General features: G+C 50.4%; 13 protein-coding genes. 5 read left to right on the top strand and 8 right to left on the bottom strand.

The genetic code is table 11. The annotated features are described in order from the left end of the window. Positions 1 to 5 precede the first annotated feature (5 nt). The 6 genes from bioD to I8U19_RS10150 all read right to left on the bottom strand — a co-directional run bounded on the left by bioD (position 6) and on the right by I8U19_RS10150 (position 7,766). Positions 6 to 719: a dethiobiotin synthase gene (gene bioD, locus I8U19_RS10175; protein ID WP_198055844.1), complete on the bottom strand. Its 714-nt coding sequence runs from the start codon at positions 717 to 719 to the stop codon at positions 6 to 8. Next, complete coding sequence (bioA, locus tag I8U19_RS10170; RefSeq protein WP_033100048.1) at positions 716 to 2,068, bottom strand: adenosylmethionine--8-amino-7-oxononanoate transaminase; 1,353 nt, start codon at positions 2,066 to 2,068, stop codon at positions 716 to 718. The genes bioD and bioA overlap by 4 nt, the downstream gene beginning before the upstream one ends. A gap of 483 nt (positions 2,069 to 2,551) precedes the next feature. Continuing rightward, a complete protein-coding gene (locus tag I8U19_RS10165; RefSeq protein WP_052154048.1) occupies positions 2,552 to 3,925 on the bottom strand; it encodes a homoserine dehydrogenase in 1,374 nt (457 codons plus the stop codon). Positions 3,926 to 4,142: 217 nt separating this feature from the next. After that, positions 4,143 to 4,781 (bottom strand): VC0807 family protein, encoded by a 639-nt coding sequence (locus I8U19_RS10160; RefSeq protein ID WP_198055843.1) that lies wholly within the window; start codon positions 4,779 to 4,781, stop codon positions 4,143 to 4,145. Between the two features lie 529 nt (positions 4,782 to 5,310). Continuing rightward, positions 5,311 to 5,994 carry an LPXTG cell wall anchor domain-containing protein gene (locus tag I8U19_RS10155; protein ID WP_198055842.1) on the bottom strand — a complete coding sequence of 228 codons (684 nt, stop codon included), beginning with the start codon at positions 5,992 to 5,994 and terminating at the stop codon, positions 5,311 to 5,313. Between the two features lie 272 nt (positions 5,995 to 6,266). Next, positions 6,267 to 7,766, bottom strand: coding sequence for a carboxypeptidase M32 (locus I8U19_RS10150; protein WP_198055841.1), 1,500 nt, complete (start codon positions 7,764 to 7,766; stop codon positions 6,267 to 6,269). Between the two features lie 321 nt (positions 7,767 to 8,087). Here I8U19_RS10150 and I8U19_RS10145 point away from each other — a divergent pair, with 321 nt between their 5' ends. The 4 genes from I8U19_RS10145 to ptsP all read left to right on the top strand — a co-directional run bounded on the left by I8U19_RS10145 (position 8,088) and on the right by ptsP (position 13,075). Then, entirely contained in the window at positions 8,088 to 10,313 is a 2,226-nt protein-coding gene (locus I8U19_RS10145) for a sigma 54-interacting transcriptional regulator (RefSeq protein WP_198055840.1), read from the top strand. A gap of 344 nt (positions 10,314 to 10,657) precedes the next feature. Further along, positions 10,658 to 10,975: a PTS sugar transporter subunit IIB gene (locus tag I8U19_RS10140; protein ID WP_198055839.1), complete on the top strand. Its 318-nt coding sequence runs from the start codon at positions 10,658 to 10,660 to the stop codon at positions 10,973 to 10,975. 114 nt (positions 10,976 to 11,089) lie between these two features. Then, positions 11,090 to 11,353: an HPr family phosphocarrier protein gene (locus I8U19_RS10135; RefSeq protein WP_198055838.1), complete on the top strand. Its 264-nt coding sequence runs from the start codon at positions 11,090 to 11,092 to the stop codon at positions 11,351 to 11,353. Between the two features lie 15 nt (positions 11,354 to 11,368). Continuing rightward, positions 11,369 to 13,075 carry a phosphoenolpyruvate--protein phosphotransferase gene (gene ptsP, locus I8U19_RS10130; RefSeq protein WP_198055837.1) on the top strand — a complete coding sequence of 569 codons (1,707 nt, stop codon included), beginning with the start codon at positions 11,369 to 11,371 and terminating at the stop codon, positions 13,073 to 13,075. A 141-nt stretch (positions 13,076 to 13,216) separates the two neighbouring features. Here ptsP and speD read toward each other — a convergent pair whose 3' ends face one another. Continuing rightward, positions 13,217 to 13,624, bottom strand: a complete 408-nt coding sequence (speD, locus tag I8U19_RS10125; protein ID WP_198055836.1) for an adenosylmethionine decarboxylase — start codon at positions 13,622 to 13,624, stop codon at positions 13,217 to 13,219. 392 nt (positions 13,625 to 14,016) lie between these two features. On the opposite strand from speD, the gene I8U19_RS10120 reads away from it, so the two are divergent. After that, positions 14,017 to 14,496: a DinB family protein gene (locus I8U19_RS10120; protein WP_235281611.1), complete on the top strand. Its 480-nt coding sequence runs from the start codon at positions 14,017 to 14,019 to the stop codon at positions 14,494 to 14,496. A 61-nt stretch (positions 14,497 to 14,557) separates the two neighbouring features. Here the strand turns inward: I8U19_RS10120 and ablB are convergent, their stop codons facing one another. Next, entirely contained in the window at positions 14,558 to 15,388 is an 831-nt protein-coding gene (gene ablB / locus I8U19_RS10115; RefSeq protein WP_033100040.1) for a putative beta-lysine N-acetyltransferase, read from the bottom strand. Positions 15,389 to 15,495 lie beyond the last annotated feature (107 nt).

The raw sequence follows: 15,495 nt of genomic DNA, 5'->3' as shown, positions 1-15,495 counted from the left end.
ATTCCTCAGCCTCCTGTTTTTAAGGTTGAAATCCATTTTTTTATGTCGACATGCTGAAGAAACACCTTTTTAATTTTCGTTGCAGTCAGTCCCCCTTCAATCCACGGAACGGTCCCCCAGACGGGAACACCGGCAAACCGTTCGATCAAACGCGGATTATGCGGAATGCTCGGGTCATCCACACCCGGCTTGAGACCATTTAAAACAACCCCTGCGATCCGCAATCCCCGCTGCCGGATGGCGCTCGCCGTCAACGCTGTATGATTGATGGTGCCGAGCTGCGGATGGGCGACAATCAACACCGGCCACCCGATTTGCACCGCGAGGTCAGCCATTGTCCATTCCTTTCCCAGAGGTACCACCCAGCCGCCGGCACCTTCGACAAGAATCACTTCATGCTTTTGCTGCAACATCTTCAAAGCGGCAAGAATCCTGTCAACTTCGATCTCCTCTCCGGCCAGTTCCGCTGCCAGTCCGGGAGCCACCGGCAAGGAAAAGTTGTAAACCACAATCTCCTGCAAGCGGTCAGTGACACCCGTCCATGCTTTCAGGCGCATGCCGTCGCTCCCGGGGTCGTCCGGCTCTCCTCCGCTCTGCACTGGTTTCATTACGCCGACATCAATCCCCTGATCTGCCAAGGCCAAAGCCAGGCCGGCAGTTACCATCGTCTTTCCGATTCCGGTTCCGGTCGCCGTGATAAAAAGCCCGTTTCCGCTCACTTGGCCGTCACCTCGCGAATCGCCTCATGCAGGATGGACACCATCGCTTGCAAGTCGGGAAGCGGAGTGGCCAGCGGCGGCATCAGTGTAACCACGTGATCCAGCGGCCGTGTCACCAGTCCCAGTTCCCGAGCCTTGCGGCATACCTTCGCTCCGATGGCTTCGGCAAACGGATAGGGCTCTTTGGTCTCTTTCTCTTTTACCAGTTCAATGCCCACCATCATTCCCAGCTGACGCACTTCGCCGACAGCCGGCAAATCTTTCAGCGCTTCCAGATGATCAGCAAGGCATCGGCTCGCTTCCTGCACATGATCCAACAGATGCTCCCGCTCATACAAATCCAGGTTGGCAAGCGCCACCGCACAGCCAAGCTGATTTCCCGTATAGGAATGACCGTGGAAGAAGGTTTTCGCTTCACTGTGGTCCGCGAAAAAGGCATCATACACTTCATCTGAAGTAAGTGTTGCGGCAACCGGCAAATAACCCCCAGTCAATTTTTTCCCGACCATCATAATGTCCGGTTGTACGCCTTCATGCTCACAGGCAAACATTTTGCCGGTACGTCCAAATCCCGTCGCCACTTCATCGGCCAACAATAAAACATCATATTGGCGGCACATCTTTTCCACTTCTGACAAATAGCCCGGGGGCATCATGATCATCCCGCCGGCTCCCTGAACCATCGGCTCCACAATCAGGCCGGCAATACGTTCTCCCTGGCTCTTCAAGACCGACTCCAATTCATGCAAACAGGCTTGCTTGCATTCTTCAGCTGTCCCATCAAACCGGTAAGGATAGGGGTAAGGAAGCTTAATTGTGGAAAAGAGCAAGCGATCAAAGGTGGCATGGAACAGATCCATCCCCCCGACACTGACAGCGCCGACAGTATCCCCGTGATAACCGTTTTTCATGGAGAGAAACGTGTTTTTCTCCGGGAATCCGCGGTTTTTCCAGTACTGGAACGCCATTTTCAACCCGATTTCCACTGCCTCCGCCCCGCTGTCAGAATAAAATACTTTTTGCAGCCGGGTCGGAGTAATCTTCACCAATCGCTCCGCCAACAGGATGGCCGGAATGTTCCCCATTCCCAACAGCGTGCTGTGCGCCACTTTTTCCAACTGCACCTTAATCGCTTCATTCAGCGCCGGATGGTTGTGACCATGTACATTCAACCAGACGGAGGCATTGCCGTCATAATATTCCCGACCCTGCACATCGTACAGCTTCACCCCGTCCGCCCGCTCGATGATCAGCGGTTCATCCTGGAGATACTCTTTCATCTGGGTAAACGGATTCCACAAATAACGTCGATTCTTCTCCAATAACTCTTGATAGGAGAATCCGGCCAAGCAAAACCCCTCCCTCCTTATTTGTAAACCTATATTTTTTCAAGGTTTACAATCAAAGTATAACATACCGGCCATCCGGCAGAATACCCGGATTTACCCTGATGAAATGAAACAACCACAGCCCATCTTTGACCGGAAATAGGAGAATGCACATACCTTTTTATCCCTGAGTCAATAGGATATAGAGAACCTTGACCGGGAGGTGAAAAAATGGGCTTCAGTTGTTTCGGTAGTTGTGGCGGTTTTGGTTTCGGCTGGAGAAGGCTGTTAATCTTCCTCCTTGTCATCGCAACCATCTTTGTCTTTGTTGGTGGAGGATTCGGCTTCTAAACTAAATCATCGAAACATCCCCCGGTAACCCGGGGAGAATGCAAACAAAATGGATTAAACGCAACTTGGAGATCCCTTTTATCACCTGCATCAGAATATTGCCTATTAAAAAATGGCCTTTTCCCTCAAATTGAGGAAAAAGGCCATGTACTTTTACCCGTTGACAGCCATGATCAGCTCGTTTCCCTCTTCCTTCCGATCCGGTTTTGCCTGAGGCATCTCCCCGTCTTCCACGCGATAACAGCTTTTGACGGTTCGAATCACGTCCATTTCTTTCAAACGGGCGAGCACCTGATCCAAATCCTGTTTGCTCACATGATGGGTAACTAGGACGATTTCCGCTTCTTTTTGATTGGTTCTCGGCTGTTGCAGCACCTGCTCCAGCGAGATGTTGTAATCGGACATCAGCCGGGTGATTTGCGCCAACACGCCGCATTCATCGGCCGCAATCAGGCGCAAAAAGGTTTTAAAGCGCTTCTGTGCATCCCCTTTCAGCTTTTTCTCCCGATAGGGTTTGACGACGCTTCGCCCGTTTACACCCAGATTCATATTTTTCACGACCGAGACCAGATCCGAGACGACGGAAGTGGCTGTGGGCAGCTCACCCGCCCCTGGTCCGTAAAACATGGTCTCCCCCACCGCTTCCCCGTATACATAGACAGCATTGAACACACCATGCACAGATGCGAGGGGATGGGAGCGGGCGACGAGAGCCGGCTGTACACAAATCTCGATTCCATCCTGATCATGGGCGGCCACACCCAAAAGCTTCATCTCATAGCCCATTTTTTTCGCATAGGCGATATCTTCCCGGCTGACCGACTCAATCCCTTGCACATCAACATCTTCCAGACTGACCGGGGAATGAAAACCCAGGGTCGACAAGATAACCATTTTACGCGCGGCATCAAGTCCCCCGACATCGGAGGAAGGGTCCGCCTCCGCATACCCCAAAGCTTGCGCTTCCTTCAAAACTTCTTCATAACCGGCTCCTTCGCGGCTCATCTTTGAAAGGATGTAATTGGTCGTTCCGTTTACAATTCCCATGATGCGGGTGACGCGATCTGAAGAGAAGCTGTCCATCAGCGCGCGCAAAATCGGGATGCCCCCGGCTACACTTGCTTCATAATAAACATCGCAATTCATTTCCCTCGCCTTGTGCAAGATCTCCGCCCCATGAAGCGCCATCAAATCCTTATTGGCAGTCACCACATGTTTCCCCTGCTCCAGGGCTTTGAGCAGGTATTGCTTGGTCGGATGGATTCCTCCCATCACCTCGACAATGACGTCGATTTCCGGATCCATCAACAAGTCATCCGCCCTGGTGGTGATCAGATTTCTGTCCAATTCGATCTGTCGCTTTTTCTCCGGTTCCCGCACCAATACCTTCGCGATTTCGATTTGTGAGCTTGTCTGGTTGCGAAGTTCTTCCTGATGGCCGGCAATAATCCGCGCCACACCCGTTCCGACAGTGCCCAACCCCAACAAACCGACTTTTACTTTTCTCTCTTCTCTCTCATTCCTCATCTCTTCTGTCCCTTCCACAAATACATTTGTTTCTTTGTTGGAGACAGTATAGCGAACCGGACAGAGGATTTCAACACTTTTTTCCACCAATTTTGCCGGTTTCAAATAATTCAGACAGAAGAAACCGTCTCATAACATGCCCAATCCCATTCCCCTGGCAATTCGGACGGCATCTGAACCGATCCCGCGTCCTGCCCCGGGATGAGCGCCATCTTTTTCACGACAGCTCCTCTTTCGTGTCATGGGTTTTCTTTCCCTTGGAACGGGCATGCCGCACAAAGAGGCGGGTCCAAACGATCAGCACCAGTGTGGTGAAGGCCAACAGCAACGGAGAAACCAATACCGACATACTTATGGACAGCGTGAACACAACTATGACTCGTACGATCGCTTCGATGAGGTACCCGATTCCCCACACCACTGTCATCACCCGCAGGTTATGGCGAAACCGCTCCAACTCATTCCACTTCTGCTCAAAGCTTTCACTGCCGGCAAATTGACGTCCCAAATAAAAAATCAACGGACGCCGGCCGACAAATGCAGATGCGATCATCACCAAGGCGAAAATCCCTGTAAAGAGAGAGTCCTTCGCAATCATGAACCGCGCATTGCCCGTAAAAAACGAAGTGGCAATTCCGACCAGGAAAAAGAGAAACATCAAGAAAGCCAGAGCATCTATTTTCCGGTTGCGCACAAATTCGAGAATAATCCGGATAACGGAAACCCCGCTGCCGAAGGCTAATGCCAGCACATCGGACATGCCAAATTGTCGCAGAATAAAATAAACCACGGAAGGCAAAGCGACATCAACAAACAGAGTCAAGACGATCATCTTTAACTTTTCATTTCTATTCATTTGAAAATCCTTTCTACTGTCCGGAAGATAATAAACGGTCTGGCTGTGTACGGTCAGCCTGATTATCATGCCAATCGAAAGGAAACTTTGTAACCACGGTGCCGGACATCTCCCATGAAAGCGGCAGTGACTTGGCATCGAATACTCCGTTCCAATCCGGTATCCGGTTCCCCGACTGATCTGGATTCGGACAGAAAATTTAGTTTCTATAATAAATAGTTTATCTTACAAATTGATTAACTACAAACAAAACAGTACAATTTTTCGCTTACGGAAGACTGGATAAAAAAATCAGCAAAGGTTATATGCTCATCCGTTCCCTTGCTGATCAGATTAAATGGAAAACGGGATCACGAGGTGTTGGGAATTGGTTCATCCGGACAGGGCGGACCATTCCGAAATCGAGGCAACATCCTTGCTTTCCAAGCACAACAAAATCGGGTGAGGTGCCTCCCCGCCTCCCAATGAGAACATCGAGAGATCAGGGAGACACCCCACCCGTTGAATCACTTTCGCCGAAAAAAATCACCTATGCATGGCGTTTGCTGAAAACGAGGATTCCCAGGCCGGTTGCCAACAATGCACCGCTCCAGGCAATAGCAAGCGGATAGCTAGTAGCCGTTTTTGGCAGTTGTCCGCCCTTAGCCGGTTGCTCTGGCTGAGCCGGTTGCCCTGGCTGAGCAGGCTGCTCCGGCTTAGTTGGTTGCTCCGGTTGAGCCGGTTGCTCTGGTTTATTGGGTTGCTCCGGTTGAGCAGGTTGCTCTGGCTTATTCGGTTGTTCTGGCTGAGCCGGTTGCTCCGGTTTATTCGGTTGTTCCGGCTGAGCCGGTTGCTCGGCTTGGCTGCATCCGGTAACCTTAACCGGATTGCTCCAAATGGAACCATTTGGTTCTTTCAGGTAAAAAGCGTAGTTCCCTTCATGACCATTTTTGTTTTTATCAAGATCGTAAACAACTTGATGGGTTTCCCCTTTTTTCAAAGCGGGGATCTCACCATGTTCGATAATCTCCCCTTTTTTCGGGTTTCCCTCTTTCGACCAATACAAGTCATAGGTACCGGCTGCTTCCGATTTTCCCCGCTCAACTGCTACGCTCAAAGAAATCTGATTGCAATCACCTTCCGCCTTTGCGCCCCAGTTGCATGCCAAAGCCATGGCAGGAACTCCCAAAACCAAAAAACCAGCAGCTAAACCTGAAACATATTTTTTTAACATGAAAATCACCTCCGCAATAATAGATTCGTAAGAGAGATGAGAATTTAGCGTATAAAAAATATGTCTATTTTAAAAACATAAATCCATTTTATAAATTTTTTATGTTATCCATTTAACAGGAATCGCTGCAAAAATATAGCAAAGCACCATTGCCTGTCTTTCGGATCTTCGCAAATAAAAAAAGGCTTTCCCCTGCCGAAGAGGAAAACCTTTTTTTACTGCTAAAGTGTCGTATACTCTTTGATGGAAAAAACAGCGAATTTTCCCGCCGCTCAATTTAATGCCGTATATTTCTGAGTCAGGTAGTCCAGATACGGCTCAATCGTCAAATCAGTTCCCGTCGCTTTTTTCACAATTTCAGCTGCAGTATATTTGCTACCGTATTGGTAAATGTTTTCAGTCAGCCACCCCCGCAACGTTGAAAACTCTCCCCTCTCCATCTCTTCCGGGATCGTGGGATGCGCTTTGAGGGCTGCCTGATAAAATTGGGCACTCAAAATATTGCCGAGCGTATACCCCTGAAACATGCCGCCGATAAAGTCGGCATACCAATGGATGTCCTGCAGCACGCCATTTTGATCGCTCTGTGGAGCCACCCCGAGATCGGACTGATAACGGCTCCGCCATGCTTCAGGGAGGTCCTTGACGCTCAAGCTGCCTTCCAGCAGGGCCAACTCCAGGTCAAACCGGATGATCACATGCAGGTTGTAGGTTAGCTCATCGGCCTCCGTCCGGATCAGGGAGCGCTTCACATGGTTAATTGCCCGGTAAAACTCATCCAGCGACACTCCGGCCAGCTGTTCCTTAAACTCCGCTTGCAGCCGGGGATAAAAATAAGTCCAGAAGGTACGGCTGCGACCGACGATATTTTCCCACAGGCGGGACTGACTTTCATGCACACCGGATGACGTTCCCGTATGCAGCGGGGTTCCTTCATAACATGAACTGATTCCCAGTTCATACAATGCATGGCCCGTTTCGTGAATGGTGCTGAACAGCGCCTCACTCAAATCATGTTCATTCACCCGGGTGGTGATCCGCACATCCCCATCGGCAAAACGGATCATGAAGGGATGAGGGGACAAATCCTGCCGACCGCGCTTGAAATCAAAACCGAGCTTTTCGATCACCTTTTTTCCAAAGGCGAGTTGCTGTTCCTTCGGATAAAACTTGGTCAAACAGGAACGGTCAGTGGGCGGGAGCGATGTGACCTGCTCGACCAACGGAACCAGGCGGCTGCGAAGTTCTGCAAACAGCCGGCGAATCTCTTCCGCTTTCATGCCATAATCAGATCGATCGATCAACGGATCAGCCGGGTGCTGGTGACCGGGGAAAAACGAGGCATACTCCCGGCTGAATTCCAGCGTTTTTTCCAGGTAAGGCTCAACTTTGGAAAAATCATCTTCTTTCCGCGCCTCCACCCAGGCGGCATAGGTCTGCGAAACATGCTGGTAGAAACGGGAAACGAAATCGGCCGGGACCTTGGATTCCGTCACAAAATGCCGTTTGGCCACACGGATTAAAGCCGCATCATCGGCATCATAAGGCAACTCCTGTTCGTAGGGAGTCAACTCTTCCAGCAACCTGCCCAGGCCCGGGTCAACCATCCTGTCATGCCGAATCCGGGCAATCACGGCCAGCTGGCTGCCCCGTGCATCTCCGGCCGCTTCCGGCATGTATGTATTTTGGTCCCAATTCAAAAGAGCGATTACCGAATCCAGATCATAGATTTCCCGCAAACGCTTCCTCAGCTCTTCCATTTTCTTTTCCATTACATCCACCCCAGAGTATCAATATCCTTCCTAAACCCATTGTAACGGATTTCCCAAAAGACTTTCATGTCTTTTTCAGTTCAACGCATCGTTGAGAGGGGCAATATTGAGATTTAACCACCTCTTGTGTGGTGCACTTCGGATCCGAAATATTTCGTTTCTGTGAACGATCTGTTTTTTCCATTCACGTTCGCTCCGAAATCCTTTCTTTTTTCAACGAAATCCCCCAAGGATAATCCGTATTTTTCCTTCTATCGACAACGAGTGTGCAAAGTGTGTATGATAAGGAATAGAAGAATCTTGGGCGAGGAACGGTTACAGATGAAAAAAATCGATTGGATTGAACAAACATTACAAACCCGTTATCAAGAAGAAGGAAACGGAGTGACTTCGCAGGAATTGGCCGAAGCGCTGCAATTGGATCGCTCTACCGTCAGCCGTTATCTGAACGAACTGGTGAAAACCGGACGGGCGCAGAAGAAGGCGGGACGGCCTGTTCGGTATTTTCCGCTCGAACCATATACCGATGCCGGCGGACCACAGCGCCGCAAATCCTGCACAGGGGAATCTGAACTTTTGCAGGAAGCGATGGCCGCACTTTTATATCCGCCACATGGTTTGCCGATCCTGTTTACCGGGGAGACCGGGGTGGGAAAGACGCATTTGGCGCAAAAATTGGTGGAAACGGCCATAGAAAAGGAATTTTTATCGAAAAAAACGCCATTTATCGCTTTTAACTGCGCGGAATATGCACAAAACCCCGAGCTTTTGCTGGCCCAACTCTTCGGAGTCAAAAAAGGGGCATTCACCGGCGCCGATGAGAACAAGTTTGGCCTTGTGGAACGGGCCAATGGCGGCATCTTGTTTTTGGATGAAATCCATCGTCTCCCTCCATCCGGACAAGAAATGCTTTTCCACTTGATCGATCAAGGGTTTTATCGCCGTCTGGGAGAAACGGGCGTTGAGCGCAAAGCCGATATCCGGCTGATCGGAGCAACAACGGAAGCTCCGGAAAAAGCCCTTCTTCCCACTCTGCTGCGCCGCTTCCCCGTCCGACTGGAAATTTTACCCTTGCGGAAAAGGCCGCGGGAGGTTCGTGAGCAACTGCTTGAGCACTTTCTGGAGGCCGAAGCCAAACAGATGGGGGTTCCCCTCAGCATCACCGCCCGGTGCCGTTCCTTCCTTTTGCAATATGACTGTCCCGGCAATATCGGACAGCTGAAAAGCGATATCCAAATCGCATGTGCGCGCGCATTTTTGCGCAACCTCGAAACGGACGGTAAAAAGAAGGTGACCATCGATTTTCATGATCTGCCCACCTATCTCCAGCCGCAAAGACCGGTTACTTCTGCCGTCAAAAACGCGATTGCCGGAGGAAATGACGGACAGGAGGGAATTTCCGGAAATATTTACCGGAAGCTCACCGTAACGAAAGAGTCCCTGCTTAAAAAAAAGGCTTCACCTGCCGAACTTGCGGAGCAACTGCAGGAAACGGTGAATCGCTATGTCCGCAGCCTGTCCTTTCAACAGGAAAGCCGGCCCGTCGACCCTGCGATCATCCGCGTTCTGACCCGGGCCCTGGAAGAGGGAGGCGCCAACGAAATCGGAGGAATTTCCGATGAACAGCTCTACGCGATCGCCCTGCACATCCAGGCTTGGCGGTCCAATCCAGGCAGTACCCGCATCGCGCGGAACGAACTCGAACAGGTTGAAACAGAATCCGTCTATGAGCATTTGGCCCAAAAAATCGCCATGCTTCTCGAGCGGGAGCACTCGCTCCGGCTGCCACCCGAAGAGATCAAGCTGATTTCTCTTTTTCTCTCATTAAATCAACGGCCAGAGGAGCAGGAGCAGCCGAAAAGACTGATCGCCACGGTCTGCCTGACCGGCGAGGGAGCAGCTGTCGCCTTGCAATCATGGCTGGAAGACCATCTTCCCGCAGAAGATCAGGATGTGGAGATCCGTTCAGTTCAGATCGATCCGCAAACGCGCACATCAGAGAAGCTGGATCTCCTGCAAAGAGAGTTTCGGCTGATTGCCGTCGCAGGAACCGTTCCACCGGAGTTGGACGGTGTTCCATATATTCCAGCCTGGGAACTTTATCAAAAACAAGGCTTTGAACGCTTGCGAGCCATTCTCGCCGCCAGCCGTTCCCGGATGACTGCCGAAAACGGCTTGACCCTGCGTCCGTCGGAGATTCCCGCACTCATCGAGCAAGGCTTGTCCGAAACGGTCATTCACTTCAATCCAAAACAATTCGTCCAATTGATCCAGACCAAAGCTGACACCTTCCGGCGTGTTTTCAGCTGGGAACCCGAACGGGAAATCGGTATCTGGATGCATCTGGGCATCTACACGGATCAGCTGCTGGCCGTACAGCTGGCGAACAGACGGATGGAGAAATCCGCGGGGGTGCTGCAAACCGATCTTCCACCGGACCGGATCAAGCTGTGGGAGCAATTTTTATCCGCCCTATCTACCGCTCTGCACGTGCGCTATCCACCATCGGCCGCAAGCGAAATGGCCCGCCTTTCCACCACTTCTTAGTCGCTGTTCGCGTGCAAAGAGTGAATACCTTATTTGCACACTTAGGGTAACGGCAAACTCAAGCAGAAAGGAATTGGTTCTTTTCCGCAGCGGCTTTGCACGAAGGAACCGGAAGCAAAGAGAAGGCACCCATCCGCGACAGACTTCTGTTTCGGGATTTCATCAACAAACTGAAGTGTGCAAAATCCTGTTTACACACTTTTTTGTTTGCCGCTTATGATCGGCTTCTTTTCATTTGGCATAAATCTTGCATGATATTTTCTCGGATTTCTCTTGGCCTGCGAAGAATCTCGAAAGAGCCATTCGGGTTAAGATATGGATGTCAGAGAAGGCAGAGGAGCAAAATGAATCACGCCATTCGGTTAATGATCGTGTGCAGCCTGGGAGCGAGCTCCGGAGCGCTGTGCCGAAAAATAAATGAAGCCGCTCGAAAACGCGGATTGGAACTGATCGCGGAATCAACTTCCGCCCTCCGGTGGGCAGAACAATTGTCCAGGGCAGATGTCGTCCTCTACGAGCCGCAGATCAGTCACCTCAAAACGGAAATGGCGAAGATCGCCGACGAAGAAGGCATACCGCTGGCAATGGTCGATCCTGTGGCATTTGCCACCATGAGCGGCGAAAAAGTTTTGGATCAAGTGTTAACACTAATCAAAAGGTAAGCGATTACCCAGACTCAACCGGATTCACTTTTTGCAGGCAGATCAAGAGAACCCTATTGGTGATCATTCTTCACACAATGGTATAGAAACCCAAAACAGAAAGGAAAATGCCCGATGTCAGAAAAAACGATTACCATTAACAACCAAAGCGGACTTCACGCTCGCCCCGCAGCCCTTCTCGTAAAAGAAGCCAGCAACTTTAAAAGTGCGATCAAGCTCGTGAAAAACGGAAAAGAAGTTGACGCAAAAAGCCTGCTCGGCGTAATGTCCCTTGCCGCGAAACAGAATGACCAGATTACCGTCCGCGCTGAAGGGGAAGACGCAGAAGCTGCCGTCAACCACATTGCCGCTTTCCTGGAACAACTTTCCGAAGCCTAAAAAGGGGGATTTGCGTTGAGCCAAACGTTACAAGGAGTTGGAGCGGCTCCAGGCCTTAAGTTGGGCCAAGCCGTCTGGTGGCGCAAGGAAAAGCCGGTCGCTCCTTCCCGAACCATCACTGATCCAAAATCTGAAATCGAGAAATTAGACCAAGCGATCGCGCAGGCAAAAGAACAAATTGAAAAACTGCGCGAAATCGCCGCGGAGCGGATGGGCGAAGAAGAGGCGGCCGTATTTGATGCTCATTTCGCTTTTTTGGATGACCCGGCCTTTACCGGCGAAATGAAAAACCGTATTGAAAATCAAAAGAAAAATGCCGAAGCCGTGTGCCAGGATGTTACCGAAGAAATGGGTGCACTCATGGCTTCTTTGGATGACGAATATATGAAAGCGCGCGCAGATGACATTCGCGACGTGGGTTCACGGTTGCTTTTGATCCTGCTCGGAAAACAGCCGTTTGATCCTTCTTTGCTGACCCCGGGAAGCGTGGTCATCGCTGAGGAGCTGACTCCTTCGGACACCGCCCAGTTCCCGGAAGGGGTCGCCGGCATGGTGACGGCCAAAGGAAGCAAAACGGCCCACGCCGCCATCATGGCCCGGACGCTGGGAATTCCGGCTGTACTCGGTCTGGGATCCAAGATCGAACAAATCAAAGACGGGGATACCATCGTCGTCGACGGGGACAAAGGCACGATTCAGATCAATCCCGACCAGGATGTGATCAACCGGGTGCGCACGCAGATTGAACAGCAGGAAAAAGCGCGCGCTCTGGCGTTAAAAGAGGCAAAAGCGGAAGCAAAAACGGCCGACGGAAAACGGATTCAGGTTTTCGCCAACATCGGCAGCCTCAGCGATATTGAGATTGCCCTGAAAAATCACGCCGAGGGCGTCGGCTTGTTCCGCACCGAATTTCTTTACCTGGAAAATGACCACTGGCCGACAGAGGAAGAGCAATACCAAGCCTATGCGAAAGTACTGTCTTCCTTCGGCGAGCGGCCCGTTGTGATTCGCACGTTGGATATCGGCGGAGACAAAGAGCTTCCCTACGCCAAATTGCCGAAAGAGGAAAATCCTTTCCTGGGCCACCGGGCCATCCGTTTCTGCCTGGCCAACCCGGATCTGTTCAAAACGCAATTGCGCGCTTTGCTGAGAGCCAGCGTTCACGGAAATCTCTGGATCATGTTCCCCATGATCGAAAACTGCTCGGAAATCCGTCATGCCAAAGCTCTCCTCAATGAATGCCGCGAGGAACTGATCAGCGAAGGAGTGCAGGTGGCAGACAAGATTCCGGTGGGAATCATGGTGGAAATCCCTGCAGCTGCCATCGCCGCCGATCTCCTGGCCAAAGAGGTCGACTTCATGAGTATCGGAACCAACGATCTGACTCAGTATACCCTGGCGGCAGACCGCGGCAACGAACAGGTGGCCCATCTGTACGATGCGGCTCATCCGGCCGTTCTCCGTCTGGTGAAAATGACCTGCGATGCCGCAGCAAAAGCAAATATTCTTGTGGGAATGTGCGGCGAACTGGCCGGCGACCCGAGTATGACGGAACTTCTCATCGGACTGGGTCTGGCTGAATTGTCGATGAGCGCCAGCACGATCCCGGAAGTGAAACAGCAAGTTCGGAGCACCGACACTGCTGAAGCGAAAAAACTGGCTGAACAGGCCATTCTGCTGGAAGATGGCGATCAGGTGCGAAACCTGGCGAAAAAAGGTTAATAAAAAAGATCCCGGGCTTTCCGCTAAAACCCGGGATCTTTTTTTGACTGAAATAAAAAAGGAACCTTAGTACTCCCAGGTTCCTTTTTCACTAACAATCATAAATAAATCCGTACTCTTTCCATTTTCGTCGTTGTATCACTAAACGGTCACTTCTTCTTTTTTAAGCTCGATTCCCGGTTGGACGACCTCAATGGGTCCCGTACCTCTCCGCAGCATTTTGGTAAATGCCTGGGTCGGTTTAAGGACATCGAGCATGTACTCAATGGCAATCATGGGATCTACGGTATGTCCGCAGGTGTAACAATCAAGCGCGGCGAAGCCTTTTTCCGGATAGGTGTGAATGGTCAGGTGGCTCTCAGACAACATGACCAGCACCGTGGCCCCCTGTGGGTCGAATTGATGGGATTGAACAGATAAAATCGTCGCCCCGCAAGCACTTGCCGCCTCTTTTAAACGTTGTTCCAAAAACTTTACGTCATTGAGAAGATCGAACTCAACGCCCCATGCGTCCATGGCTACATGCCTTCCGAAAGTAGAAAATTCCATCTCTTTCGGCCCCCTTCCTAGCAAAAAGTTGGTGTGAGCCAAATTCCGCTAGGATCTGCTTGTTCACCACGGGGGAAGGTTAGTCCAGTGAGGTCCCAACCCTTTAAGTGAATCCTGGATCCTACTAGCTCAATGTCACAATGATTAACTTAACATAATCTTTTTATGTCTGCAATAGTTATTTTACCCCAATTTCCGAAAGAAACGTGAAGATTTTTAAAAATTCAGTTGAATGAACAAAAGTTGATTTTACGCCTTTTTCTCCGGTAAAGCGGAACACTTGGGAGGGTCAGTGTCACGAAATATTACAAAAAGCGAATGTTATTAGAAGGTTTTTCTTCTCTATATGTAGAATATTGCAAAATCTATGCTGCGAGAGGAGGCTTAACCCTGTGGCAACAAACCCGATTCGGCAGATGCTGCTGGAGGAACTGGATCTTCTCGTGCGCACTACCCATCGCCTCATCGACCAAATCGAAGAGGATGACTGGTCATTCCGTCCGCACGAATCGATGCGCACTCTGCAAGAGCTGGCCACCCACCTTGTCCAAATTCCTGCCACTGACCTGGCAATCTTACAGGAAAACGATGAAATAGCGATCCGCAAGCTGGAAAAAAATCTGACCCCAAAAACGCGTGAAGACTACCATCGCATTCTCACGAAAGGCTTTGCCGAGCTTACTGCCTATATGGACAGCCTTTCCGAGGACTTCTTTATCCATCGCAAAACAAGGGCATACTACAACCAACAACCTGTAACGCAAGCCAAATGGCTGATCGAAATCATCACCCATATGGCTCATCACCGCGCGCAATTGTTTAATTATCTGAAAGAATTAAAACGGGATGTGACGATGTACAGCCTTTACTAAAAAATAAGGTGGCGGAAAAAGAGAGAATTCCTCTCTCCAACCGCAACCTTACTCTTTTGTTTCAAATCTCTTTCACCCATATGTTCATGTCCTCAAACTCGCCGGCAATCTGGCTGTTTTGAATGAGCCTTCCCTTATAGGTAAACCCCAGCTTGGAAATCACCATATTCATCCCTGTGGAAACGGCCCGCGTCAGGGAAAACAGATTGGGCACCCCTTTTTCTTTCATTCGTTTTTCCAAATCAAAGATGAGAACGCTTAAAAGTCCTTTTCCGCGATAATCGGGATGCGTGGCGCAATCCGTGATCTCCGCAGAATTGTACTCGGCAAACACATCTGCAGATGCCGCACTCACGATTTTGCCCTGATGGGTGATAACGGAGAAATAAACTTCGTTATCCATGCATTCCAGGATAAATTCGGGGTCGTGAATCGGAGTTGGATAGGTTTTAAATACCAATCGATACAGCTCGGCCAATTGCTCCGCATCCCGGTGATCGGCGTGGCGTAATTCAAATCCCGGTTCCAGCTCCGGAGGCTCGTCGAGTTGCTCAACTTGCTCCGCCATCTCGACGATTTCGTCTTTCTTCTCCTCATCTTTGCTGTTCGCCCGCTCTTCTTGCAAAAAGCGTGACAGGATACAGGCCGGGTCGCCGTCAAAAAAACCGCTGATCTCACCTTCCTGGTGAAAACCGAGCTTTTCGAATAACGGAACATCCTCGGGAGCGGCATAAATCAGCACTTTCCCGATCCCCTCCATTTTCGCCAAATCCTCCAGATGCTGTACCAACGCCTCTGCATGTTCCTTCTTGTACTGCATGAGCTTAATACGGCTGTTGTACTCATCCACTTCATACGAAACACTTTGGGGGGCAGGTTGTTTTGCTGTCATTCATCCATCCTCCATTTTTTTGATCCGAACACCATGCCACACTATCTTGTTACCCTGGTTCACGCAGAAAAAACTTTTTTTCAAACTTAAAATGCGAAAAAGCCAGC

The organism is Thermoactinomyces sp. CICC 10523, from assembly GCF_016055105.1.
Taxonomy (GTDB): Bacteria; Bacillota; Bacilli; order Thermoactinomycetales; family Thermoactinomycetaceae; genus Thermoactinomyces_A; species Thermoactinomyces_A daqus.
Note: the sequence above shows the minus strand (reverse complement) of the source record. Positions and strands in the feature narration are given on the sequence as shown.